Raw genomic sequence first — 22,033 nt, forward strand, 5'->3', positions numbered from 1 at the left:
ATCGTCCCCGGCGGACACGTCCGCCTCCGCTTCACCGACCCCGCCGTGTACCGGCGCGCCGCCGCCGAGCTGCGCGAGGTCACCCGGGACGACGACGCCCTCGCCCTCCAACTCCCCAGCGACGGCAGCCAGCGCGCCCTGCGGGCCGTCCTCGACCGCCTCGACACGGCCGGCATCGAGGCCGACGAGCTGACGGTCCACACCCCCGACCTCGACGACGTCTTCTTCGCCCTGACCGGCCCCGCCGGCATCCCCGCCCAGTCCAAGGAGAGCACCCGATGAGCGCCCTGTCCCTCGCCGCACGCGACTCCGCGACCATGCTGCGCCGCAACCTCCTGCACGCCCGGCGCTACCCGTCCCTCACCCTGAACCTGCTGCTCACGCCGATCATGCTGCTGCTGCTCTTCGTGTACATCTTCGGCGACGTGATGAGCGCGGGCATCGGCGGCAGCGACCGCTCCGACTACATCGCCTACATCGTCCCGGGCATCCTGATGATGACCATCGGCGGCACCGTCGTCGGGACCGCGGTATCCGTCTCCACCGACATGAACGAGGGCATCATCGCCCGCTTCCGCACCATGGCCATCCACCGCGGCTCCGTGCTCGTCGGGCACGTCGTGGGCAGCGTGCTCCAGTGCGTCGCCAGCGTGGTCCTCGTCGGCGCCGTCGCCGTGGCCATCGGCTTCCGCTCCACCGACGCCACCGCCCTGGAGTGGCTCGCGGCGTTCGGGCTGCTCGCCCTCTTCTCCCTGGCGCTGACCTGGATCGCGGTCGGCATGGGGCTGGTCAGCCCGAACGCCGAGGCCGCCGCCAACAGCGCCCAGCCGCTGATCCTCCTGCCGCTCATCTCCAGCGCCTTCATCCCGGCCGACACCATGCCCGGCTGGTTCCAGCCGATCGCCGAGTACCAGCCGTTCACCCCGGCCATCGAGACCCTGCGGGGCCTGCTGCTCGGCACCGGGATCGGGAACAACGGCTGGCTCGCCGTCGGCTGGTGCGTGGGCCTCGCGGTGCTCGGCTACTTCTGGTCGACCTCGAAGTTCAACGCCGACCCGAAGTGACCGTCATGGCAAATGAAGTGACCGCCATGACTCCAGAAGTGACCGCATGACGCCCGAACGCGACCGCCATGGTGAAGGCCCGCCATGGCGGTCCGCCGCGCTCCCCGCGCCAACCGTGTTGCCCGCGCTCCCCGCACCACCCGCGCCGCCCGCCCCACTACCCCTCCGCGATCACCACCGCCGAAGCCACCCCCGCGTCATGACTCAACGACACATGCCACCCCCGCACCCCCAGCTCCGCCGCCCGCGCCGCCACACTCCCGCGCACCCGCAGCCGAGGCTGCCCGCTCACCTCCACGAACACCTCCGCGTCCGTCCACAGCAGCCCCGGCGGCGCCCCCAGCGCCTTGGCCAGCGCCTCCTTCGCCGCGAACCGTGCCGCCAGCGAGGCGACCCCCCGCCGCTCCCCGCTCGGCAGCAGCAACTCGCTCTCGACGAAGAGCCGCTGGGCGAGCGCGGGCGTCCGCTCCAGCGACGCCGCGAACCGCTCGATCTCGGCCACGTCGATACCGACCCCGATGATGCTCATGCCGAGCACCTTAAGGCCGGGCGCCACGGCTCTCCCTCCTCTCTCGGCCTGCTGCTAGCCTGCGGCGACTTGATCACCACCAGGGGGCGGAGAGATGAGCGGTACCAGCGGCAGAGCCAAGCCCTCGAACGGGCCGACCTTCGACCTGTTCGACAACACCCCCGAGCTGATCCCCCTGCGTACAGCCGTCCGGTCAGAGGACTGGAACGCCGTGCGGGCGTATGTCTCGGGCCTGGACTCGGTCGACAAGGTCTCCTCCGCCGTCGCGGTCCTCGCCGGTATCGACGGGGCCGAGTTCCTCCTGGAGCGGGCGGTCGCCGACCACCCCGGTGACCCGCTGCCGCGCGCCGCCCTCGCCGAACGGTACGTCCGGATCGGGTGGGCGATCCGCAGCACGGCCCGCGCCCAGCACGTCTCCGCCGACCAGTTCGACCGGTTCCACGGCTGGCTGCGCAAGGCCGAGCAGATCCTGATCGAGGTCTGCGCCGAACAGCCGTCGTACGCCCCCGCCTGGACGGCCCGTCTGATGACCGCGCGCGGACTCCAGTTGGGCCGCACCGAGGCCCGCCGCCGCTACGACCGCCTCTCCGCCCACCACCCGCACCACTACCGCGCCCAGGTCCAACTGCTCCAGCAGGTGTGCCCGAAGTGGAGCGGCTCCTGGGAGGCCGCGCACGGCTTCGCCCGGGAGTGCGCGACCGCCTCCCCCGACGGCTCGAACTCCGGCGCGCTGGTCGCGCTCGCCCACATCGAGCACTGGCTCGAACTGAACGGCCCCGAAGCCACCGCCTACATGCGCGGCATACCGGTCCGCGACGACCTCCGCAACGCGGCGCAGATCTCCGTCCTGCACCCGGACCACCGCCCCGACTGGAACTCGGTCGGCGCGCACAACGCGTTCGCCTTCGCCTTCTCGATCGGCCCGAGAACCACCTTCGTCAACTAACCGAGTGAACACGCCACCGCGTCGACGCAGCACCGGCTCCGCCGGACACGAACCCCGGCCGCTTCGCGGCCGAGCACCCACACGTGATATCGCGGCGCTCCGCGCCGCGACTACGAGGATGCCCCCCTCCCAGGGCTGAAGCCCTGGGGCTCCTCACAAGAAGGAACCCGCAGTGGGGGCTGCTCATCGGCCTGTGGGCGACCTGGGGGGTGGGCGCCTGGGGGGCCTGGAAGCTCTGGACGGACCGTCGCGGCCGACGCGCCTGAGGGAGGGCGCCCTCACGCCGGATAGGGAACGGCCTCGCGGGCCGTCCTGAGCGCGAGGGCCCACCAGGCCAGCTGGTCGAGGAGGGTCTTGGCGTACCCGGCGGCCTGCGGGTCGAGCGGCCGGCCGTCCTCCCACGCGGTGAAGTAGTTCGGGAAGGCGAGGCCGTCGCGGATCGTCACCGCGTGCAGCTCGGTCAGCACGTTCTCCAGATGCAGCACGGCGTGCCGGCCGCCCGCCGCGCCACCGTAGCTGACGAAGGCGACGGGCTTGGCCGTCCACTGGGTGAAGTGCCAGTCGATGGCCGCCTTCAGGGACGCGGGGTAGCTGTGGTTGTACTCCGGCGTGACGACGACGAACGCGTCGGCGCCCTCCAGCGCCGCGGTCAGGGCGGCCATCCCGGCCGGGCGGGGGTAGTCCTCGCCGGCGAACCTGGGCGATGCGGCGGGAAGCGCCAACGGGACGTCGATCTCGGCCAGATCGACGACATCGACCTCGAACCCGCCGTGGGTCCGGGCCTGTTCGGCGACCCAGGACCCCACGACCGGCCCGAACCGCCCCTCCCGCACGCTTCCGACGAGGACCACCAGCCTGTGCCTGCTCTCGTTGTTCTCCATGCCCACCACGATCGGCGGTCCCCCCGGGGACAGCCAGACCGCGCCCAAGCTGGCCCCCGCAGGGCCAGGCTGAGCACTCCACGGCCGAGGGGACGGGCCCGTAGGCTCGCGGCATGGGGACACCACTGGGGGACTTCATCCGGACCAGACGCGACACCACCCAGCCGGAGTCGCTGGGACTGCCGGACCACGGCCGCCGCCGTTCCCCGGGACTGCGACGCTCGGACCTGGCCGCCCGCGCCGGCATCAGCATCGAGTACCTGACCCGCCTGGAACAGGGCCGTGACCGCAACCCCTCGCCGGCCGTGGTGAACGCGCTCGCCGACGGCCTGGGCCTTGCCGCCTCCGAACGCGAGCACCTGCGCTATCTGGCCAAGATCACCGGCGGGGCCTGCCAGTCCCACACCCGCCCCGCACCCGCGCCCCGCACGGTCCGCCCCTCGGTCCTGGACACCCTCCGCCTCCTCGAACCGGGCATCGCCGTCGTGACCAACCGACTGGGCGACCTCCTCGCCCACACCAGCGGCTTCGAGACGCTGACCGGCGGAACGGGCCTGCTCGACACCGGATCCCCGAACCTCACCCGTTATGTCTTCACGGACCCCCGCGCCCGGGACTTCTTCGCCGACTGGGACGCCGTCGCGGACGAAGTGGCCTTCGACCTGTGGCTCGGCCCGTCCGTGGAGAACACCGAGTGGTTCGCCACGGAACTGGCCCCGCTGGCGGGCCCGGAGTTCACCCGCCGTCTGAACCACCACCGGGTCCCGCCCCGCGGCACCCTCCACCTCAACCACCCCGCCGGCCCGCAGCTCCGCCTACGCCGCGAGACGCTGGAGGTCTCCTCGGACGCGCAGCAGCTGACGGTCTTCCTCCCCGCGGACGAGGACACGGCACGGGCGCTCGCCCGCCTCGCCGACCGCTCCCGCGGCCACCTCAGAGCCATCTCGTGACCAGGTCGTCCCGGTCCCGTGAGCGCGTCAGCGCCGGGCGGCGGCGCGGACCTCGCCGATCCGGTCCAGGACCAGGAAGAAGACGGGAAGACAGAGCAGCGGCAGGCCCAGCAGGAGCAGCCAGGTGTACGTCGGCCGGTCGGTGAAGACCAGCCAGGCGAAGAGGACGAACGCGGCGACCATGACGACCAGGCAGCCGATGACCGCCCGCTGCCACGCCGTACGCCGCCGCGCCCCGCGCTGGATCGCCTCCTCCAGCTCGGGCCGTGTCTCCGGGGCCAGGAACCCGAGCCGTACGGCGGTGGCGGACAGGTCGGCGACCTCGCCGACCGGGTCGCCCAGCTGCTGTTCGTCGACCTGGAAGAGACGGATGCGGCGCCCGTCGGTGTCGTACAGGTACGCCGGCCAGCGCGGGCTGCCGCCCCGCTTCGCGCCCTCGACCCGGATGCCGTAGATCTCGGACCAGGCCCGCGTGCGCGTCCGCAGCGGCCCCCGTACGGTGACCCCCTGGGCGGTGACGGATGTCCGCGCCCGCCAGTGCTCCAGCGCGACGCGGGCGCCGAGGCCCAGCCAGATCGCCAGGGGCAGCAGGTGCCGGCCCGTCGGCCCGTCCAGGGTCACCATGTCCAGCACGTTGATGCCGACGACCACCGTCGCGGCCACCAGAGACAGATAAACCAGCGGCACCGCCCGCTGTCTGCGGTACTGCCGCTCGATGCCCTCGCCCATCAGAACTCCCCGCGCTAGAAGATACCCTGGTAGCCCTGCCAGCCCGTGGAGATCTTCACCCGGCTGCCGAAGGACCCCTTGCCGTTGCCGGGCAGCCGGTACAGCACCCCCGCCGTGTCGCGCGCGACGAGGTCGGGCTTGCCGTCCCCGGTGATGTCGCCGACGCCCACGACCGCGTTGTACGAGGCCCCCCAGGTGGAGAACAGCTTCACGCGGGCGGAGAAGGTGCCGTTGCCCTTGCCGTAGTAGCGGAACAGGTTGTTGGACTTGTCCTGGGTGACGAGGTCGCCGATGCCGTCGCCGTTGAGGTCCCCGGCGCCGACGATCTTCTTGTACGTCTTCCAGTCGGCGTACCGGGCAGTCCGCCCCGACAGCTTACCGAGGGTGGTTCTGCCCTCGTACAGGTACACCGTGCCGGTCTTGGCGTTGCGGGCGAGCAGGTCCGGGGACCCGTCCTTGGTGACGTCACCGACCGAGGCGAGGACGTCGTACTGGTTCCAGCCGCTCGTGCCAAGGGTGGTGTACGGAGTCGACGGCTTGAGCGCCTTGTTGCAGCCGGGCTTGTAGAGACGCAGGGATCCGCTGCTCAGCCGGATCAGGACGTCGTTGCAGCGGTCGCCGCTCAGATCGCCGAACGCCACCGGGCGGACACCGGTCGACCAGCCGGAGCCGGTGAGTTTCCCGGAGAACGTGCCCTGGCGCGTGCCCTGGTGGAACGTCAGCGCGCCCGAGGAGGTGAGGGTGAGGAGGTCACCGACGCCGTCCGGGGACAGCGGGTCCGGTCCGCCCAGATAGTCGTGGGGCGCCGCGCCGGCGTGCAGGAGCCGTGTGGTGTGCTTGACTTCCAGCGGGGTTCCCACGCCGTCGGCGGGCACCACGGAGAGCGTCCAGTCGTAGACGCCGTTGGGCAGCTCGACGTCGGCGGCGGTGACGCCTTGCCAGGGGATGCGCAGGCTGCCGCGTACGGCGCCGCCCGAACGGACGTCGACGACCTTGCCGCTCGCCTTGTCCCGCACGGTCAGTTTCCAGCTCCTGGCGGGCTTCGACAGCAGCACGGCCGTGAGGGGGTGGACGTCCGGGTACTCCTCGTCCCGGTAGACCTCGTCCGCGGTCTCCGCCGGTTGCAGAAGGCGCAACGGCCCCTGCGGGACTCCCGAGGGGACGAGGTGCACCCGCTCCTTGGCGTCGACGTAGGCGAGGTTCGGGCCGGACTCGTCGATCGACCAGCGCACGTCCCGCTGGGAGACGCCGGTGTCCGGCAGGTCGCCCACGACCCGCTCGCGCGGGGTGCCGTCCGCGACCGTCGTGAGGACCAGCTTGCCCGCCGACTTGTCGTGCGTGACCACGAAGCCGTCGCCGAGCTCGGCCTCGTCGGCCGGGACGGGCACGGACCTGCCCGCCGTACGGTCGTAGACCCCGGCCGTGTCGCCGCAGTTCCAGTAGAGCCAGCGGCCGAGCGCCTGGAGTTCGGTGGGCGTGCACCCGGCGTCGGTGGTGACCGGCGTGCCGGTCTTCTGGGTCGTCAGGTCGTACGGGACGACACTGCCCGTCGTGGTCCCGGCGGTCCACAGGACGTTCCCGGAGAGCGCGGCGGCACCGGCGGGGCGGGTCACGACCGGGGTACCGGTCCCGCTCGGCCGGTAGACGTACTGCTCGGTCGCGGTGCTGTAGAGGACGTACTCCCCGGAGGCGTCGGCAATGCGCCCGCCTGCGGGCACGGTGACGGTGTCGCCGTCGAACAGGTCCTCCCCGGACATCCTGAGCGCGTCCATCGTCGCCCCGTCGGCCGTGTTCCGGTTGATCCAGGCGATCTGACCGTCGCCGAGGCCGTGCAACCCGGAGCATCCGGTGTCCCCGGCCGGGCAGGGATCGATGCGGGCGGACGGGTGGAGGAACGGGGAGCTCTCGCCGAACGTGGGTGTACCGGACGGGGCGACGGTCCGGACGAAGTTGGCGCGCAAGGTGCTGTTCCGGTCGTCGGCGACGACGAGCCGCCCCTGGTTCAGCGACAGGCCCTGGATCCGGTATGTCGGTTTCGGCAGGGCCTTGACCTGGGTGACGACCGGGTTGCCGTCCGGGCCCTCCTGGATGCGCTGGACACCCCAGTCGTCCTCGGCGGCGGCGGTGCGGCCGACGGCCAGCGCGCTGCCGTCGGTGCCGGCCGCGACCGCCGGGTTCGACGCCGGCAGCAGGGTCTTCGACGGGCCGCCCGCGAGGGGGGTGGCGATCACCGCGGTGCCGGGCCGGGTGATCAGCCAGTCACCGACGACCGCGAGGTCCTGCGTCGGGTTCGTACCGCCGCCGGGGAGCGTGACCTCGACCGGGGCGGCGGACAGGTCGGCGCGGGAGTAGACCTCGACGACGGGGTCGCTGACGCTGAAGAGGACCACGTGGTCGGCGGTGACCTGCGCGCGGGGGCGGATCTCGTCCCGTGTCGGGGTCCACTGCTGCACCTGGCCCGTGTGACGGTCGACCATGACCGACAGGTACTTCTCGCCGTGCAGAGCGTAGAACAGCAGCCTGTCGGCGTCCCCGCCCTTGGGGGTTGCGAGGATGTATCCCTCGGGGACCCCGGTCACCGGCACGTCCCGCGTGGTGCCGTCCGCGTCCGGGAACAGCAGGTGTATGTCCCGGTGGTTCGTCCCGCTGTCGTCCTTCCACTGCCGGTAGGCGACCGCGAGATCGCCGTAGGCCGTCATGTACGTCAGGCCTTCGGGCGTGCGGATCGTACGGGTCGTGCCGTCGGCCGCGTTCCACAGGTCGACGCGGCCGTCGGCGTAGCGGTAGGCGAGGACGTCGCCGCCGGCCGTGTTGTAGCTGGTGTAGCCCTCCGGATGGACCACCTTCGTGGAAATGCCGTCGGCGTATCGCGTCCAGACGAGCCCGGAGCCCTCCAGACTGTGGAAGACGCCCTGGGCTCCGGCGCCGTCATGCCCGTTGTACGAGGACCCGCCGTAGAGCGCGCCGGAGGTGTAGGTGGCGCGCATCGCCGCCGGCACGACGGTTTCCTGAGCCGTGTCGGCGACCGCCACGGACGGCAGCAGCGGGCTGAGCCCGGCCGCGAGGACGGCGCAGGCGGCGACTAGGCGCAGGCGTGCGTGGACGTGACGAGCCATGAGAGTCCCTCCCCGTAGCGGAGACGGGTGGGACGCCGACCCGGCGCCTGTGACCCCCCGGCCTTCACACCCGCCTCGCAAGTCGGCTGATCCTACAGCGGTTTCAAAAGCGGGGGGAAAGCGCTTTTGGCGGTGCGGTGGGTGGGGCTGACGAGTGCCTGGGCCGCAGCCCTCACTCCGGGTCCGGAGTCTCACCGTCCTCGTCGCCGAAGAGTTCCTGCGCGCGCTCGACCGTCACGGCCCGGCCGAGCAAGTCGTCGAGCCGGGCGAGGTCGGTGCAGGCGGTGATGCGCTCGCGCAGGTCGTCGGAGACGGGGATGCCGCGCACTTCCAGCACCCGCAGAACACCCTCCGCCCTCCCCTTCGCCTCGCCCTTCGCCTCACCGTCCAGGTAAGCCTCTTCGAAGACCGTGCCCCGGCCCGGGAAGTAAGTGATGACCATCTTCTCCAATTCCCTCCACGTCTCACGGGCCGGAGTGTCCTCCAGGCCGATCTCCACCAGCTCCGACCAGTACTTCGCCGTGGCTTTGTCGAACGACCGCATCCCGAGGGCCAGCAGTTCCAGTATGACCGCGATGTCCCGGCTCTCGCTGTGCACGATGACGCTGAGCGTCGCCAGCGCCGGCTGCCGCGCGACCTCCGACTCGTCGGTGATCCGCGCGACCGTGTCCGGACCCAGCACGAAGGGCTGGGTGACCTGCGTCTTCCAGGGGCCGACACGACACTCGAAGGGTCCGGCAGCCCAGGCCGCCGTGGACCGGTTGCGACAGACGGCCACGAGCAGCACCGGCAGGTTGAACTTCGCCTGCAGATAGCTCACGTAGTAGGCCCAGTTGACTCCCTTGTCGGGAGCCTTCCTGGTCTGCGCCTCGATGGCGAGCAGGAAGCCGTCCCCGTCGGACGGCTCGATCTTCAACACCGTGTCCACACGGCGTTCCAGCGGCTTGATCTCCGTCGCGTCGGGCGTGATCGCCTCGATGGCCGCCTTCACGGGCGGCGGCAGCCCCAGCGCCTCGAAGACGGGGGCGAGGACCTCCGGATGATCCTGGAAGATCCGGTGCGATGTCTCGTGGGTTGAGGTGACCATCTGGGTAATCCCCCTTCAAGCCGCAGAGTTCAGCTCGCACCACACGTACTTGCCCCGGCTGCCGAATCTGGACATGGGCTGCCAGTGCCAGAGGTCCGAGCAGGCCCGGATCAGCGCGAGGCCGCGTCCGCTCTCGGCCTCCTCGTCCCACTCGTCCAGCCCGACGGGCGGTTCGGGCGGCTCAGGGTCCGCGTCCCAGGCCCCGATCTGCAACACCCCTTCCTTCCACCGCACCCTCAGGGCGGCGGGCCCCTTCTGATGCCGTACGGCATTGGAGACCAGCTCGGCGGCGAGGAGCTCCGCGGTGTCGAGGTGGGCGGCGAGGCCGTGAAGGGTGAGGATCACCCGGAGGGTGTGCCGAGAAACGGTGACAGCTCGGGGGTCGTTGGGGATGTAGAGGGAGTACTCCCAGGGTTCGGGCATGGGGGCTCCAACTTGGTTCCGTAGGGTGTGCGCTGCGTCACCGACGGTAGGGGTAACGTGTTACCCGCGGCAAGCCGATCGCGAGATCCACCCCCGAAAGAGGAGGGCAACCCATGGTTCAGAGGCGCGAACCAACGGCACGTCAGATGCGCCTGGGGACCGAACTGCGCAGGCTCCGTGAAGACGCAGGGCTCACCGCGGTCCAGGCAGCGGCGCTCCTCGGGGCGAACCGGGTCCAGATCAGCCACATCGAATCCGGGCTGACAGGCGTGAGCGAGGAACGGTTGCGTCGCCTCGCATCCCATTACGCCTGCACGGACCAGGAGTTCATTGAGGCCCTCGCAGTGATGGCCACCGATCGAACGCGCGGCTGGTGGGAGGAGTACCGGGGGCTGCTGCCGACCTCGTTCCTGGACATCTCCGAGCTGAACCACCACGCCTCGCACCGACGCGATGTCGCGGTCCTCTACGTACCGGGCCTGTTGCAGACGGAGGACTACGCCCGCGCCGTCTTCTCCGCGAGGGTTCCCGAACTCACCTCCGAGGAACTCGAGGTGCGTGTCCGTCACCGCATGGCAGGCCAGGAGATCGTCATTCCCTACGAGCTGGTGATCCATGAGGCCGCGCTGCGCATCAGGGTCAGCGACCGCGGCGCCTCCCGAGCCCAACTCGTGAAACTCCTGAAGCTCTCCGAATCGGACAACATCACCGTCCGTATCATCCCGTTCGACCTCGACGGCTTCGGCAGAGCCGCCAGCACGATGACGTACGTCGGTGGCCCCGTCCCCAAACTCGACACAGTCGTAAGGGACGTACCCCACGGCTCAGCCTTCATCGACTCCGAATCACAGCTCAGCGCCTTTCGAACGCGCTTCCGTAAAGTGGAAGCCGTATCACTCGACCCTGCACAGTCACGCGACTTCATCAACCGACTGGCGAAAGAGCTGTGAGGCACCCATGGACAACTGGCGGAAGTCGTCCTACTCGGGCCCCGACGATGGAAACGAGTGCGTCGAAATCGCCACCACCCCCACCCACACCTCCGTACGGGACTCAAAAGCCCCGGCCGGAGGCACTCTCACCTTCCCTGCCGAGGCTTTCGACGTCTTCCTCGCCGGCCTACTCCACGGTGACGGACTTCGCTAGGTTGCGTGGCTGGTCCACCTCGTTGCCCCGGGCGGTCGCCAGCTCGCAGGCGAAGACCTGCAACGGCACCGTGGCGACCAGCGGTTGCAACAGCGTCGGCGTCGCGGGGATCCGTACGAGATGGTCGGCGTACGGGGCGACCGCCTCGTCGCCCTCCTCCGCGATGACGATGGTCCGCGCACCACGGGCCCGGATCTCCTGGATGTTGGAGACGATCTTGTCGTGGAGCACGGACCGGCCGCGGGGCGAGGGGACGACCACGACGACGGGCAGGTCCTCCTCGATGAGGGCGATCGGCCCGTGCTTCAGCTCACCGGCGGCGAAGCCCTCCGCGTGCATGTAGGCGAGTTCCTTGAGCTTCAGGGCTCCTTCGAGGGCGACCGGATAGCCGACGTGCCGCCCGAGGAACAGCACCGTCCTCTTGTCGGCGAGGGAGCGGGCGAGGGCCCGTACCGGCTCCATGGTCTCCAGGACGCGTTCGACCTGGCCGGAGATCTGGGCGAGGTCGCGGATGACGGCGCGGATCTCGTCGGCCCACTTGGTGCCGCGGACCTGGCCGAGGTAGAGCGCCACCAGGTAACAGGCGACGAGCTGCGTGAGGAAGGCCTTCGTCGAGGCGACGGCGACCTCGGGCCCGGCGTGGGTGTAGAGGACGGCGTCGGATTCGCGGGGGATGGTCGAGCCGTTGGTGTTGCAGATGGCCAACACCTTCGAGCCCTGCTCCCTCGCATGCCGTAGCGCCATGAGCGTGTCCATCGTCTCCCCGGACTGGGAGATGGCGATGACGAGGGAGCGCGGGCCGAGGATGGGGTCCCGGTAGCGGAACTCGCTGGCGAGTTCGACCTCGCAGGGGATACGGGTCCAGTGCTCGATGGCGTACTTGGCGATGAGGCCGGCGTGGAAGGCCGTACCGCAGGCGACGATGACGACCTTGTCGACCTCGCGCAGCTCGGAGGCGCCGATGCGGACCTCGTCGAGGGTGAGCGAGCCGCTCGCGTCGATCCGGCCGAGCAGGGTGTCGGCGACGGCCTTGGGCTGCTCGGCGATCTCCTTGAGCATGAAGTAGTCGTAGCCGCCCTTCTCGGCGGCGGAGGCGTCCCAGTCGACGTGGTAGGAGCGGACGTCGGCCGGCTGCCCGTCGAAGCCGGTGACGGTGACGCCGTCCCGGCGCAGCTCGACGACCTGGTCCTGGCCGAGTTCGACGGCCGAGCGGGTGTGGGCGATGAAGGCGGCGACGTCGGAGGCGAGGAAGGCCTCGCCCTCGCCGATCCCCACGACGAGGGGCGAGTTGCGGCGGGCGCCGACGACGACGTCCGGCTCGTCCGCGTGGACGGCGACGAGGGTGAACGCCCCCTCCAGGCGGCGGCACACGAGCCGCATGGCCTCGGCGAGGTCGGCGGTGCCGGAGAACTCCTCGGCGAGGAGGTGGGCGACCACCTCGGTGTCGGTCTCGGAGGACAGTTCGTGGCCCCGGTCGGCCAGTTCGGAGCGCAGGACGGCGAAGTTCTCGATGATCCCGTTGTGCACGACGGCGACGCGTCCGGCGTTGTCGAGATGAGGATGGGCGTTGGCGTCGGTGGGCCCGCCGTGCGTGGCCCAGCGGGTGTGTCCGATGCCGGTCGGGCCGGTCGGCAGCGGCCGGGCCCCGAGTTCCTTCTCCAGATTCACGAGCTTGCCCGCCTTCTTCGCGGCGGCCAGCCCTCCGTCGGCGAGCACGGCCACACCGGCCGAGTCGTATCCCCGGTACTCCAGCCGCTTCAGCCCGGCCATGACGACCTCGAGCGCCGACTGAGACCCCACGTATCCCACGATTCCGCACATGCGCGGCAGCCTAGAGTCGAAGAGCGCGCCAAACACGCCTCCGCGTGCCCGATTCCGGATATTCCACCGGGGGTACGAGCGAGCGAGAACGCCGGACCGCACGATCGGCGTGACACACCCCACCCGCCGTCCCGTTCAAACTCCGTTAACAATGGACTGTGATCTCACCGGTCTCCGCGATGCCCCGGAGCGCCCACCGGCACAGGCCGGAGGCGACTCCCTACGTCGATCTCACCCGCCGCGAGTGGAGCGCGCTGCGCGACAAGACGCCGCTGCCGCTGACCGCCGAGGAGGTCGAGAAGCTGCGTGGCCTCGGCGACGTCATCGACCTCGACGAGGTGCGGGACATCTATCTGCCGCTGTCCCGGCTGCTCAATCTCTACATCGGCGCCACCGACGGGCTGCGCGGCGCCCTGAACACCTTCCTCGGTGAGCAGGGCTCCCAGTCCGGCACCCCGTTCGTCATAGGCGTCGCGGGGTCGGTGGCCGTCGGCAAGTCGACCGTCGCCCGGCTGTTGCAGGCGCTCCTCTCCCGGTGGCCCGAACACCCGCGCGTGGAACTGGTGACCACCGACGGCTTCCTGCTGCCCACCCGGGAGCTGGAGGCCCGCGGCCTGATGTCGCGCAAGGGCTTCCCGGAGTCGTACGACCGCCGTGCCCTGACCCGGTTCGTCGCCGACATCAAGGCGGGCAAGGACGAGGTCACCGCCCCCGTCTACTCCCACCTGATCTACGACATCGTCCCCGACCGGCGGCTGACCGTCCGCCGCCCCGACATCCTCATCGTCGAGGGGCTCAACGTCCTCCAGCCCGCCCTCCCCGGCAAGGACGGCCGCACCCGCGTCGGTCTCGCCGACTACTTCGACTTCAGCGTGTACGTCGACGCGAGCACCGAGGACATCGAGCGCTGGTACCTCAACCGGTTCCGCAAGCTGCGCGCCACCGCCTTCCAGAACCCGGACTCGTACTTCAGGAAGTACACCCAGGTCTCCGAGGACGACGCCCTCGACTACGCCCGCGGCCTCTGGCGCACCATCAACAAGCCCAACCTGGTCGAGAACATCGCCCCCACCCGGGGCCGCGCCACCCTCGTCGTCCGCAAGGGCTCCGACCACAAGGTCCAGCGGCTGAGTCTGCGCAAGCTGTGACGGACGGGGGCACCCGGTCCGGTCAGCGTCTCGGGCCCGCCAGCGCGTAGGCCGCGGTGCCGGTGACCGTGAGGGCCACGGCCGTCCAGGTGGCCGCCGGAGTGCCGGCCGGCAGCAGCATCCAGCTCGCCACCCGCGTCGGCACCCCCGTCGGGAGCGGCGCGAGGAACGCGTACGACAGCCAGGCGAACGGCAGCGTCCACGCGTACGAGCCGCCCCACAGCGCCGCGCCCAGGGCGCCCAGGCCCATCAGGCCCGCGCTGTCGCGGACGAGGAACGCCGCCCCGGCCATGTCGCTCCCCGCCGTCCGCGCGAGCAGCGGCACCGCGGCGACGACCGCCCCGGCCAGCAGCACGTGCGCCGCCCGGCGCGGCGCCCAGCGGATCGCGGCCGTCCGGTCCAGCGCGAGGTCCTGCCCGCCGAGCCCGGTCGAGGCCGCCATCGCCCCGGTGGCGAGCAGCAGCACGGGCAGCCGCGGATCGGCGGGCCCCGCGCCGCCGTCCCGGGCGAGGGCCCACACCGCCCCCGCGGCGATCAGCAGCGCGGCGAGCGAGGCGGGGACCTGACGTGAGCGGGCGTACAGCATCAGCCATCTCACCGGGACGCACCGCCGGTCAGCGCGTCGAGGGCGTCCCGCTCACCGCAGGACAGCGCGGCGGTGCGCATCGCGTCGATCCGCGCGCGCTGCTGGGGCGCGGGCAGCGCCTCGAGCTTCTTCCACACCGCGCGGGCCTCGGTGTCCATCTCACGGAGCAGGTCGGACGGGAGCGCGCGGGGCAGCGGCTCGAACTTTCCGAGGACCCAGGCCGTCGCGGCGGTCCGCGCGATGTCCTCCGGGCCCGCGCCGCTCCAGCCGACGGGCGAGCATCCCGGCACCAGGCCCTTGCCGACCAGGGCCCGGGTCCGCTCCTCGCCCTTCGCCGACACGATGAGGTCGTCGTCGAAGTCGAGGAGCACCGTCGTACGGGACCACTTCGGCGTGGAGCCCTCCGGCAGGACGCTGGTGTCCTCCCGGACCGAGACCGGCGCCTGGCCGCCCAGAGCGCCGTGCAGCAGGCGCAGCGCCTCCTTGCCGGGCGCCGCGAGGCCGGCGAGCCGTGCCTCCTGCATCCTGGTCACACACACCGGGCCGTCGCACACCAGTTCGGCGGCGGTCTTGTCGACGACGTACATCCGGTTCGGGTCGGAGGGCAGGACGAGCAGGGCGAGCGCCGCGCCCGCGAGGACGGGCGTCAGGGCGAGCAGCCGGGTGCGCGGCCGCGCGGCGACCAGCAGCCCGAAGCCCGTCGCGGCCATGCCCAGCAGCCAGATCGTCTGCCCCAGGTGCACGGAGGCGGAGAACGTGACGAGCGTGTCGCGGACCTCCTGCACCGCCGGTGACAGCAGCGAGAGCCGGTTCGGCTCCATGGCCGTGAACCCGGGCGCCGTCTCCCGCTCGGTCCGGCCCAGCGACGTCTGCATCAGGGCCGTGAACGCGAAGGCGGCGACGGCCAGCAGCGGCGGGGTGAGCACGCTCGGCAGGGCCTTGCCGACCCCCATGCCCAGCAGCGCTCCCGCGACCAGCGCGAGCGCCCCCACCAGCGAGATCGGCAGCCACCCGAGGTGCGTGTACGCGGTGTTGGCGAGCACCTGGACCCCGCCCACGAGGACGAGCAGCGCGAAGGCCGAGGCCAGCGTGATCGCCGTCGTGCCGGCTGGTGCGGCGGCGCGCTGCCAGGCGGGGCGCGAGGTGGTGGTCAGCAGCTCGGACATCTTCGAGCGGCGGTCGCGCAGTCCCTGGAGCGCGCCGAACCCGACGGCGAGCGGCCACAGGTAGAACAGCAGGCCGCGGATCCACAGGGCCATGCTCGTCCACTGGGCCGTCCAGGCCGTGGTGCCCCGGTCGAACGTGCCCTTCAGCAGGAACAGGAACGCGAGTGCCGTCGTCAGGACCACGGCACCGGCCCACGGGGCGACCGAGCGCTTCAGCTCGATGCGCAGGACGCGTGTGTTCACCAGGCGCCCCTTCCCTGCTCGGGGCCCTGCAGCAGCGCCGAGTAGCCGCGCTCCAGGGGGCTGTCGCCCACGTCCTCGGGGCCGCCCGCCGCGGCCAGGTCGTCCGGGGTGCCCTGGAAGACCAGGCGGCCTTCGGCGAAGAGCACCACGTCGGTGCAGGCGGCGGCCACGTCCTCCACCAGATGGGTGGAGACGAGCACACAGGTGTCCGTACCCAGCTCCTGGAGCAGTTCGCGGAAGCGCAGCCGCTGCGTCGGGTCCAGGCCGACCGTCGGCTCGTCCAGCAGCAGGATCGCCGGGTCGTTGACGATGGCCTGGGCGATGCCGACCCGGCGCACCATGCCCCCCGAGAGGGCCTTCATCCTGTCGTCGGCGCGGTCCGCCAGGCCGACCCGCTCCACGGCGCGCTGCACCGCCCCGGGGATGTCCGCCTTGGGCACCTCCTTCAGCCACGCCATGTACTCGACGAACTCGCGCACCGTGAACCGCTTGTAGTAGCCGAACTCCTGCGGCAGATAGCCGATCCGGTGGCGCAGCGCCCGCAGTTCGCCCGTGCCGCCCACGGACTCGCCGAGCAGCTCCAGGGCGCCCTCGGTGGGGCGCAGCACGGTGGCCAGCGTGCGGATGAGGGTGGTCTTGCCCGCCCCGTTGGGGCCGAGGAGGCCGTGCACGCCGGTGCCCAGGGACAGATCGAGGCCGTCGACGGCCATCCGTTTCCGGCCGACCCTGACCTTCAGCCCGGTGGCCCGGATCTCCCAGGCGTAGGGCGTCGGTGCGAGGTCGGCCTCGCTCACCGCGGACGTCATGGGGTGTTCCTTTCCGGTGGTCATCGATGGGCTCCCAGCACGGAGTACGCGCCCCTGCGGGCGATCACGACACCGATGCCGAGAGCGAGGATCAGCCCCCACACGGGCAGTCCGCCCGTCCGCAGGGCGAAGGCTGTACGGCCGCCGGCGGCCAGGGTCGGCGCCACGATCACGGCGGCCCACACGGCGGCCGTCGCGACGGCGGCCCGGGTCACCCCGACGACCCCGCCGAGCGCCAGCGTCGCCGCCGTGAACGCCAGGCAGGGCAGCAGCCACTGAGCCACCATCACCCCGGTGGCCCACCCGCCCACCAGCAGCACGGGGACGACCACGCCGAGCACGGACGCGGTGCGCCGCAGCACCAGGGGGAGCCCGGCCCGGGGCGCCGAGGCCGTCAGTTCGTACGCCGGGTCCAGACCGCGCGACCAGGACGCCGCGACCCCGAGCACGGGCAGCACCGGCGCGAACAGCAGCACCAGCGACACCCGGCCGGAGCCGAGGCCGACGCCGGTGCCGGCCCGGTCGAGCAGCAGGGCCGGCAGCGTCACGCCGACGACCATGGCCAGCCACGGCACCATCGCGGGTGTCAGCCACCCCGACAGCCGGGCCGTCCGAAACCGTCGGCGCGGCATCGGGGCGGTGACCGCCAGTTCGGGTTCGAGGCCGGTCCACACGGAGTCCACCAGCGACGCCACGGCGGGCACCCCGGCGGCGACGGCGGCCGCCAGCCGGTCGCGGCACACCCGGCACCCCTCCAGATGGGCCTCCACGGCCCACACCTCGTCGGCGGCGAGGTCCGTGCCGCCGCGCGCGTACCCCTCGATGATCCGCTCCGACGCGTGTTCCGCACTCATGCCAGCGCCCTCCGCATCTGGATCCTGGCCCGGCGGGCACGGGTCTTGACCGTGCCCTCGGGCAGCCCGAGCAGGACCGCGGTCTCCCGGACGGACAGTCCGTCGAGCACCAGGGCCTGCAGTACCTGTCGCAGTTCCGGCGCGAGGTGGCGCAGCGCGTCCCCGACCTCACCGCCGACGGTCGCCGCGAGTGCCTCCTCCTCGGCGGCGGGCGCCGCTCCGGGCGGCGCGGCGGCCGGCGGCGGCTCCGCGTGGTGGGCCCTGCGCCGGAACGCGTCGGCCAGACGGCGCGCCGCGATCGTCCACAGCCAGCCGGTGGCCGAGCCGCCGGCCGCGGCCCCGGCGAACGCGCTCGCCGCGCGCCACACCGACAGATAGGTCTCCTGCATGACCTCCGCGACGATCTGCTCGTCCCCGCACCGGCGGCGCAACCGCACCGCCATCCACGGCGACGTACGCCGGTACAACTCCTCGAACGCGGCACGGTCGCCCTTGGCCACGAGGCGGAGGAGACGCTCCTCGTCCACCTCGTGCAGTGCTGCCGCCCTGACTGATCTCACACCCGCTAGACGCCCGCGCCGGGCCACAGGTTTTCACCGGGGCGTGATCCCCGTCACAGGGGGCAGGGGTGGGCGGGACAGACCTCCCCGCTAGCCTTCCTGCGTGCTGCATCTGCGCCTGATCACCCCGCCGGAGAAGACCGACGACGTGCTCCGCCTGATCGAGAACACCGTCGGCACCACGCACCTCGTGGTACTGCAGGGCGCCGCCCGCAATCCCGCCGGGGACGTCGTCACCTGCGACGTGGCCCGCGAGGCCGGCGACGCACTCCTCACCGGGCTCCAGGAGCTGGGCCTGGAGCGGACCGGCTCGATCGCCGTCGAGAACATCGACCTGTCCCTGTCGCTGCGCGCCGAGAAGGCCGAGGCCGAGGCGCCGGGCGAGGGTGCGGACGCGGTGCTGTGGGAGCACCTCACCGACGCCACCCACGAGGAGTCGACCCTCTCCGTCACCTACCTCGCGTTCATCACGCTGGCCACGATGATCGCGGCCTGTGGTGTGGTGCTGGACAACGCGGTCCTGATCGTCGGCGCGATGGCCGTGGGCCCGGAGTTCGGCCCGCTCGCCGGGATCTCCACGTCGATCGTGCGCCGCCGCCCCCGCCTCGCCCTGCGTTCCCTGAACGCCCTGCTGGTCGGCTTCGCGATCGCCATGGCCGCCACGGTCGTCTTCAGTCTCTTCATGGACGCCCTGGACCTCTTCAGCCGGGCCCAGCTCGACGCCGACCGCCCCCAGACCGGCTTCGTCTACGCCCCCGACGCCTTCTCCTTCATCGTCGCCGTCCTGGCCGGGGCGGCCGGCACCCTCTCCCTCACCTCGGCCAAGTCCGGCGCCCTGGTCGGCGTGGCCATCTCCGTCACCACGGTCCCGGCGGCGGCCAACGCGGCGGTCGCCCTCAGCTACGGCGACATGGAACAGACGTGGGGTTCGACGGAGCAGCTCCTGCTGAACCTCCTGGGCATCGTCCTCGCGGGAACCCTGACCCTGCTGGCCCAACAAGGGTGGTGGAGGTCAAGGAACCGCCGCTGAGGGATCTCCCCCGGATCACGTATCCGGACGCCGGGCCAACTCATGACCGGACCGCTCGAAGGGGCGCCCGCGAGGGCGCTCGAAGGGGCGCGGGGAACTGCGCGACAAGCCACGACGAACCCGCGGCCGTCCCCACCCGGAAGCCCCCGAAGGGGCGCGGGGAACTGCGCGACAAGCCACGACGAACCCGCGGCCCGCACCGCACCGCACCGCACGGCACCGCACCGCACGGCACCGCACCGCACGGCACCGCACCCCCCGCCCCGAACCCGCCCGGCCGGCTACCCCAGCGCGGACTTCACCACATCGGCCAGCCGCCCCGCGACAGACCGAGCCTGCTCGATATCGGCGGCCTCGACCATCACCCGCACCAGCGGCTCGGTCCCGGAGGGCCGCAGCAGCACCCGTCCGGTCGTCCCCAGCTCCCGCTCGGCCTCGGCGACGGCCGTCGACAGCTCGGCCGAGTCCCCGACCCGGGACCTGTCCACGTCCGGCACATTGACCAGCACCTGCGGCAGCCGCTCCATCACGGAGGCCAGCTCGCGCAGCGGCTTCCCGGTCTCGGCGAGCCGCGCCGCGAGCATCAGCCCGGTCAGCGTGCCGTCCCCGGTCGTCGCGTGGTCGAGGATGATCACATGCCCGGACTGCTCGCCGCCGAGCGCGTACCCGTGCTCCTTCATCTCCTCCAGGACGTACCGGTCGCCGACCGCCGCCTGGACGAGGTGGATCCCCTCCCGCTCCATGGCGAGCTTGAACCCGAGGTTGGACATCACGGTGGCGACGACGGTGTCCGACCGCAGCACGCCCCGCTCCCGCATGGAAAGCGCCAGGACGGCGAGGATCTGGTCGCCGTCGACCTCCTCGCCCGTGTGGTCCACGGCGAGGCACCGGTCCGCGTCCCCGTCGTGCGCGATGCCGAAGTCGGCCCCGTGCTCGACGACCGCGGCCTTCAGCTTGTCCAGGTGCGTCGACCCGCACCCGTCGTTGATGTTGAGCCCATCCGGCTCGGCCCCGATCGTCACGATCTCGGCCCCGGCCCGGGTGAACGCCTCCGGCGACACCCGCGCCGCCGCGCCGTGCGCCTCGTCGAGGACGATCTTCAGCCCGTCGAGCCGGTTGGGGAGGACGGCGATGAGGTGCGCGACGTACCGGTCGAAGCCCTCGTCGTAGGTGCGTACGCGTCCGACGCCCGCGCCCGTGGGCCGCTCCCACGGCTCACCGTGCGTGTGGGACTCGTACACGGCCTCGATCTTGTCCTCGAGCTCGTCGGCGAGCTTGTGGCCACCGCGCGCGAAGAACTTGACGCCGTTGTCGGGCATGGCGTTGTGGCTGGCGGAGAGCATCACGCCCAGGTCGGCGCCGAGGACGCCGGTCAGGTAGGCGACGGCGGGCGTCGGCAGCACACCGACCTTCAGCACGTCCACACCGGCACTCGCGAGACCCGCCACCACGGCGGCCTCCAGGAACTCCCCGGACGCACGCGGGTCGCGTCCCACGACGGCCACCGGCCGGTGCCCCTCGAAGGTGCCCGCCTCGGCCAGCACATGCGCAGCCGCGACGGACAGACCGAGCGCCATCTCGGCCGTCAGATCCGCGTTGGCGACACCGCGCACGCCGTCCGTGCCGAAGAGTCGTCCCACTTGTCCTCCTGAGGAAGCGTCAATGACCGAAGGGGCAATTACACCGGATAGCGGCATCCGTCACACAAGCCTTTGAGCATCTTGTGCCGTTATACGCCCCTGGCAGTGATAAAACGAACGCCCCGACAGCACTGTGGCGTGCCGCCGGGGCGTGCGGTGTGCAGGCAGCGAGCGATTAACGCTTGCTGTACTGCGGAGCCTTGCGGGCCTTCTTCAGACCGGCCTTCTTCCGCTCGACCGCGCGGTCGTCACGGGTCAGGAAGCCGGCCTTCTTGAGCGCGCCGCGGTTGTTGTCGACGTCCGCCTCGTTCAGCGCACGGGCGACACCGAGACGGAGCGCACCGGCCTGACCGGAGACACCGCCGCCGGCGATGCGGGCGATGATGTCGTAACGGCCCTCGAGCTCGAGCACCTTGAACGGCTCGTTGACTTCCTGCTGGTGCACCTTGTTCGGGAAGTAGTCCTCGAGGGTGCGACCGTTGATCTTCCACTTGCCGGAGCCCGGGACGATCCGGACGCGGGCGATGGCGTTCTTGCGACGGCCCAGGCCGGCGGCCGGCTGCGGGTCGCCGAAGCGGGAGGCGAGGGACTCCGAGGTGTACTCGCCCTCGACGGGCACCTCGGACTCAGTGGTGTAGCTGTCGATGTCGACGAGCTCGGTCTCTTCGAGCGGCTGCTCGGGAGTGGTCTCGGCCACGGTGATTCCTCAGATTCTCTTGGCTTGGGGTGGTCTGGCGGCCGGTGTTACTGCGCGACCTGGGTGATCTCGAACGGCTGCGGCTGCTGCGCGCCGTGCGGGTGCTGGTCACCCTTGTAGACCTTCAGCTTCGAGAGCATCTGACGGCCCAGCGTGTTCTTCGGGAGCATGCCCTTGACGGCCTTCTCGATGGCCTTCTCCGGGTTCTTGTCCAGCAGCTCGTCGTAGCGGACGGAGCGCAGACCACCCGGGTAGCCGGAGTGGCGGTACGCCATCTTCTGGGTCCGCTTGTTGCCGGACAGGTGCACCTTGTCGGCGTTGATGATGATGACGAAGTCACCGGTGTCGACGTGAGGGGCGTAGATCGGCTTGTGCTTGCCGCGCAGGATGGAGGCGGCGGTGCTGGCGAGACGGCCCAGGACGATGTCCTGAGCGTCGATGACGTGCCACTGGCGCGTCACATCGCCGGGCTTGGGGCTGTACGTACGCACGGTTCGTAGCCTTCGCTTCGAGTGAGTGGTCCTGACAAGGTCACCGAAGACGATCACGACAGCCCTGACTGCACTGCGGTGACGCAAACCGCGTGCTGGTCGCTGGTCATCGGCCCGGTG

At 71.4% G+C, this 22,033-nt stretch carries 22 protein-coding genes and 1 pseudogene; 8 read left to right on the forward strand and 15 right to left on the reverse strand.

Annotation, left to right across the window (positions count from 1 at the left end):
- Both ABZ464_RS05735 and ABZ464_RS05740 read left to right on the forward strand, forming a co-directional pair.
- Positions 1-282, forward strand: a pseudogene (locus ABZ464_RS05735) (ABC transporter); the annotation flags it as partial.
- A complete protein-coding gene (locus tag ABZ464_RS05740) occupies positions 279-1,064 on the forward strand; it encodes an ABC transporter permease (RefSeq protein ID WP_359271466.1) in 786 nt (261 codons plus the stop codon). The pseudogene ABZ464_RS05735 and the gene ABZ464_RS05740, both read left to right, overlap by 4 nt.
- A gap of 157 nt (positions 1,065-1,221) precedes the next feature.
- Here ABZ464_RS05740 and ABZ464_RS05745 read toward each other — a convergent pair whose 3' ends face one another.
- A complete protein-coding gene (locus ABZ464_RS05745) occupies positions 1,222-1,593 on the reverse strand; it encodes a holo-ACP synthase (RefSeq protein WP_359271467.1) in 372 nt (123 codons plus the stop codon).
- Positions 1,594-1,687: 94 nt separating this feature from the next.
- Here ABZ464_RS05745 and ABZ464_RS05750 point away from each other — a divergent pair, with 94 nt between their 5' ends.
- The gene (locus tag ABZ464_RS05750; protein WP_359271470.1) at positions 1,688-2,539 is read left to right on the forward strand and encodes a hypothetical protein; all 852 of its coding nucleotides are present in this window, start codon (positions 1,688-1,690) and stop codon (positions 2,537-2,539) included.
- Positions 2,540-2,817: 278 nt separating this feature from the next.
- On the opposite strand, the gene ABZ464_RS05755 is transcribed toward ABZ464_RS05750, so the two are convergent.
- Positions 2,818-3,420, reverse strand: coding sequence for an NAD(P)H-dependent oxidoreductase (locus tag ABZ464_RS05755; RefSeq protein WP_359271473.1), 603 nt, complete (start codon positions 3,418-3,420; stop codon positions 2,818-2,820).
- Positions 3,421-3,533: 113 nt separating this feature from the next.
- Here ABZ464_RS05755 and ABZ464_RS05760 point away from each other — a divergent pair, with 113 nt between their 5' ends.
- Positions 3,534-4,370 carry a helix-turn-helix transcriptional regulator gene (locus ABZ464_RS05760; RefSeq protein WP_359271476.1) on the forward strand — a complete coding sequence of 279 codons (837 nt, stop codon included), beginning with the start codon at positions 3,534-3,536 and terminating at the stop codon, positions 4,368-4,370.
- Positions 4,371-4,397: 27 nt separating this feature from the next.
- Here ABZ464_RS05760 and ABZ464_RS05765 read toward each other — a convergent pair whose 3' ends face one another.
- The 4 genes from ABZ464_RS05765 to ABZ464_RS05780 form a co-directional block, all read right to left on the reverse strand.
- Positions 4,398-5,099 (reverse strand): PH domain-containing protein, encoded by a 702-nt coding sequence (locus ABZ464_RS05765; protein WP_359271479.1) that lies wholly within the window; start codon positions 5,097-5,099, stop codon positions 4,398-4,400.
- A gap of 14 nt (positions 5,100-5,113) precedes the next feature.
- Positions 5,114-8,215, reverse strand: coding sequence for a VCBS repeat-containing protein (locus tag ABZ464_RS05770; protein ID WP_359271482.1), 3,102 nt, complete (start codon positions 8,213-8,215; stop codon positions 5,114-5,116).
- A 172-nt stretch (positions 8,216-8,387) separates the two neighbouring features.
- Positions 8,388-9,302, reverse strand: coding sequence for a hypothetical protein (locus tag ABZ464_RS05775; RefSeq protein WP_359271483.1), 915 nt, complete (start codon positions 9,300-9,302; stop codon positions 8,388-8,390).
- Between the two features lie 15 nt (positions 9,303-9,317).
- Positions 9,318-9,725 (reverse strand): ATP-binding protein, encoded by a 408-nt coding sequence (locus tag ABZ464_RS05780; protein WP_359271486.1) that lies wholly within the window; start codon positions 9,723-9,725, stop codon positions 9,318-9,320.
- A gap of 113 nt (positions 9,726-9,838) precedes the next feature.
- Here ABZ464_RS05780 and ABZ464_RS05785 point away from each other — a divergent pair, with 113 nt between their 5' ends.
- The gene (locus ABZ464_RS05785; protein WP_359271489.1) at positions 9,839-10,675 is read left to right on the forward strand and encodes a helix-turn-helix transcriptional regulator; all 837 of its coding nucleotides are present in this window, start codon (positions 9,839-9,841) and stop codon (positions 10,673-10,675) included.
- 7 nt (positions 10,676-10,682) lie between these two features.
- Positions 10,683-10,871 (forward strand): DUF397 domain-containing protein, encoded by a 189-nt coding sequence (locus ABZ464_RS05790; protein WP_359271492.1) that lies wholly within the window; start codon positions 10,683-10,685, stop codon positions 10,869-10,871.
- Here ABZ464_RS05790 and glmS read toward each other — a convergent pair.
- A complete protein-coding gene (gene glmS / locus ABZ464_RS05795) occupies positions 10,845-12,692 on the reverse strand; it encodes a glutamine--fructose-6-phosphate transaminase (isomerizing) (protein ID WP_359271494.1) in 1,848 nt (615 codons plus the stop codon). The genes ABZ464_RS05790 and glmS overlap by 27 nt on opposite strands.
- A 179-nt stretch (positions 12,693-12,871) precedes the next feature.
- On the opposite strand from glmS, the gene coaA reads away from it, so the two are divergent.
- Positions 12,872-13,840, forward strand: a complete 969-nt coding sequence (gene coaA / locus ABZ464_RS05800) for a type I pantothenate kinase (RefSeq protein WP_359272230.1) — start codon at positions 12,872-12,874, stop codon at positions 13,838-13,840.
- Positions 13,841-13,862: 22 nt separating this feature from the next.
- On the opposite strand, the gene ABZ464_RS05805 is transcribed toward coaA, so the two are convergent.
- Genes ABZ464_RS05805 through ABZ464_RS05825 form a run of 5 tightly spaced genes read right to left on the reverse strand, consistent with a single transcriptional unit; the run spans position 13,863 to position 18,055 of the window.
- Complete coding sequence (locus ABZ464_RS05805) at positions 13,863-14,438, reverse strand: hypothetical protein (protein ID WP_359271498.1); 576 nt, start codon at positions 14,436-14,438, stop codon at positions 13,863-13,865.
- Complete coding sequence (locus ABZ464_RS05810; RefSeq protein ID WP_359271500.1) at positions 14,435-15,835, reverse strand: hypothetical protein; 1,401 nt, start codon at positions 15,833-15,835, stop codon at positions 14,435-14,437. The genes ABZ464_RS05805 and ABZ464_RS05810 overlap by 4 nt, the downstream gene beginning before the upstream one ends.
- Positions 15,832-16,665, reverse strand: a complete 834-nt coding sequence (locus ABZ464_RS05815; RefSeq protein ID WP_359271503.1) for an ABC transporter ATP-binding protein — start codon at positions 16,663-16,665, stop codon at positions 15,832-15,834. The genes ABZ464_RS05810 and ABZ464_RS05815 overlap by 4 nt, the downstream gene beginning before the upstream one ends.
- A complete protein-coding gene (locus ABZ464_RS05820) occupies positions 16,662-17,495 on the reverse strand; it encodes a zf-HC2 domain-containing protein (protein WP_359271506.1) in 834 nt (277 codons plus the stop codon). Before ABZ464_RS05820 ends, ABZ464_RS05815 begins: the two co-directional genes overlap by 4 nt.
- A complete protein-coding gene (locus ABZ464_RS05825; RefSeq protein WP_359271508.1) occupies positions 17,492-18,055 on the reverse strand; it encodes an RNA polymerase sigma factor in 564 nt (187 codons plus the stop codon). Before ABZ464_RS05825 ends, ABZ464_RS05820 begins: the two co-directional genes overlap by 4 nt.
- A gap of 103 nt (positions 18,056-18,158) precedes the next feature.
- On the opposite strand from ABZ464_RS05825, the gene ABZ464_RS05830 reads away from it, so the two are divergent.
- The gene (locus ABZ464_RS05830; RefSeq protein ID WP_359271511.1) at positions 18,159-19,085 is read left to right on the forward strand and encodes a DUF389 domain-containing protein; all 927 of its coding nucleotides are present in this window, start codon (positions 18,159-18,161) and stop codon (positions 19,083-19,085) included.
- A 281-nt stretch (positions 19,086-19,366) separates the two neighbouring features.
- On the opposite strand, the gene glmM is transcribed toward ABZ464_RS05830, so the two are convergent.
- From glmM to rplM, 3 genes are all read right to left on the reverse strand, one after another.
- The gene (gene glmM, locus ABZ464_RS05835; RefSeq protein ID WP_359271513.1) at positions 19,367-20,725 is read right to left on the reverse strand and encodes a phosphoglucosamine mutase; all 1,359 of its coding nucleotides are present in this window, start codon (positions 20,723-20,725) and stop codon (positions 19,367-19,369) included.
- A 175-nt stretch (positions 20,726-20,900) separates the two neighbouring features.
- Positions 20,901-21,422 (reverse strand): 30S ribosomal protein S9, encoded by a 522-nt coding sequence (gene rpsI, locus ABZ464_RS05840; RefSeq protein WP_359271515.1) that lies wholly within the window; start codon positions 21,420-21,422, stop codon positions 20,901-20,903.
- Positions 21,423-21,469: 47 nt separating this feature from the next.
- Entirely contained in the window at positions 21,470-21,913 is a 444-nt protein-coding gene (gene rplM, locus ABZ464_RS05845; RefSeq protein ID WP_189718044.1) for a 50S ribosomal protein L13, read from the reverse strand.
- Positions 21,914-22,033: the final 120 nt, after the last annotated feature.

It is taken from the genome of Streptomyces sp. NPDC005820 (genome assembly GCF_040630255.1).
Classification (GTDB): domain Bacteria; phylum Actinomycetota; class Actinomycetes; order Streptomycetales; family Streptomycetaceae; genus Streptomyces.

Excerpts from the sequence above, each read along its gene's own strand:
- ABZ464_RS05740 (WP_359271466.1), top strand. The coding sequence starts at position 279 with ATGAGCGCCCTGTCCCTCGCCGCACGCGACTCCGCGACCATGCTGCGC.
- ABZ464_RS05745 (WP_359271467.1), bottom strand. The coding sequence starts at position 1,593 with ATGAGCATCATCGGGGTCGGTATCGACGTGGCCGAGATCGAGCGGTTC.
- ABZ464_RS05750 (WP_359271470.1), top strand. The coding sequence starts at position 1,688 with ATGAGCGGTACCAGCGGCAGAGCCAAGCCCTCGAACGGGCCGACCTTC.
- ABZ464_RS05755 (WP_359271473.1), bottom strand. The coding sequence starts at position 3,420 with ATGGAGAACAACGAGAGCAGGCACAGGCTGGTGGTCCTCGTCGGAAGC.
- ABZ464_RS05760 (WP_359271476.1), top strand. The coding sequence starts at position 3,534 with ATGGGGACACCACTGGGGGACTTCATCCGGACCAGACGCGACACCACC.
- ABZ464_RS05765 (WP_359271479.1), bottom strand. The coding sequence starts at position 5,099 with ATGGGCGAGGGCATCGAGCGGCAGTACCGCAGACAGCGGGCGGTGCCG.
- ABZ464_RS05770 (WP_359271482.1), bottom strand. The coding sequence starts at position 8,215 with ATGGCTCGTCACGTCCACGCACGCCTGCGCCTAGTCGCCGCCTGCGCC.
- ABZ464_RS05775 (WP_359271483.1), bottom strand. The coding sequence starts at position 9,302 with ATGGTCACCTCAACCCACGAGACATCGCACCGGATCTTCCAGGATCAT.
- ABZ464_RS05780 (WP_359271486.1), bottom strand. The coding sequence starts at position 9,725 with ATGCCCGAACCCTGGGAGTACTCCCTCTACATCCCCAACGACCCCCGA.
- ABZ464_RS05785 (WP_359271489.1), top strand. The coding sequence starts at position 9,839 with ATGGTTCAGAGGCGCGAACCAACGGCACGTCAGATGCGCCTGGGGACC.
- ABZ464_RS05790 (WP_359271492.1), top strand. The coding sequence starts at position 10,683 with ATGGACAACTGGCGGAAGTCGTCCTACTCGGGCCCCGACGATGGAAAC.
- glmS (WP_359271494.1), bottom strand. The coding sequence starts at position 12,692 with ATGTGCGGAATCGTGGGATACGTGGGGTCTCAGTCGGCGCTCGAGGTC.
- coaA (WP_359272230.1), top strand. The coding sequence starts at position 12,872 with ATGCCCCGGAGCGCCCACCGGCACAGGCCGGAGGCGACTCCCTACGTC.
- ABZ464_RS05815 (WP_359271503.1), bottom strand. The coding sequence starts at position 16,665 with ATGACCACCGGAAAGGAACACCCCATGACGTCCGCGGTGAGCGAGGCC.
- ABZ464_RS05820 (WP_359271506.1), bottom strand. The coding sequence starts at position 17,495 with ATGAGTGCGGAACACGCGTCGGAGCGGATCATCGAGGGGTACGCGCGC.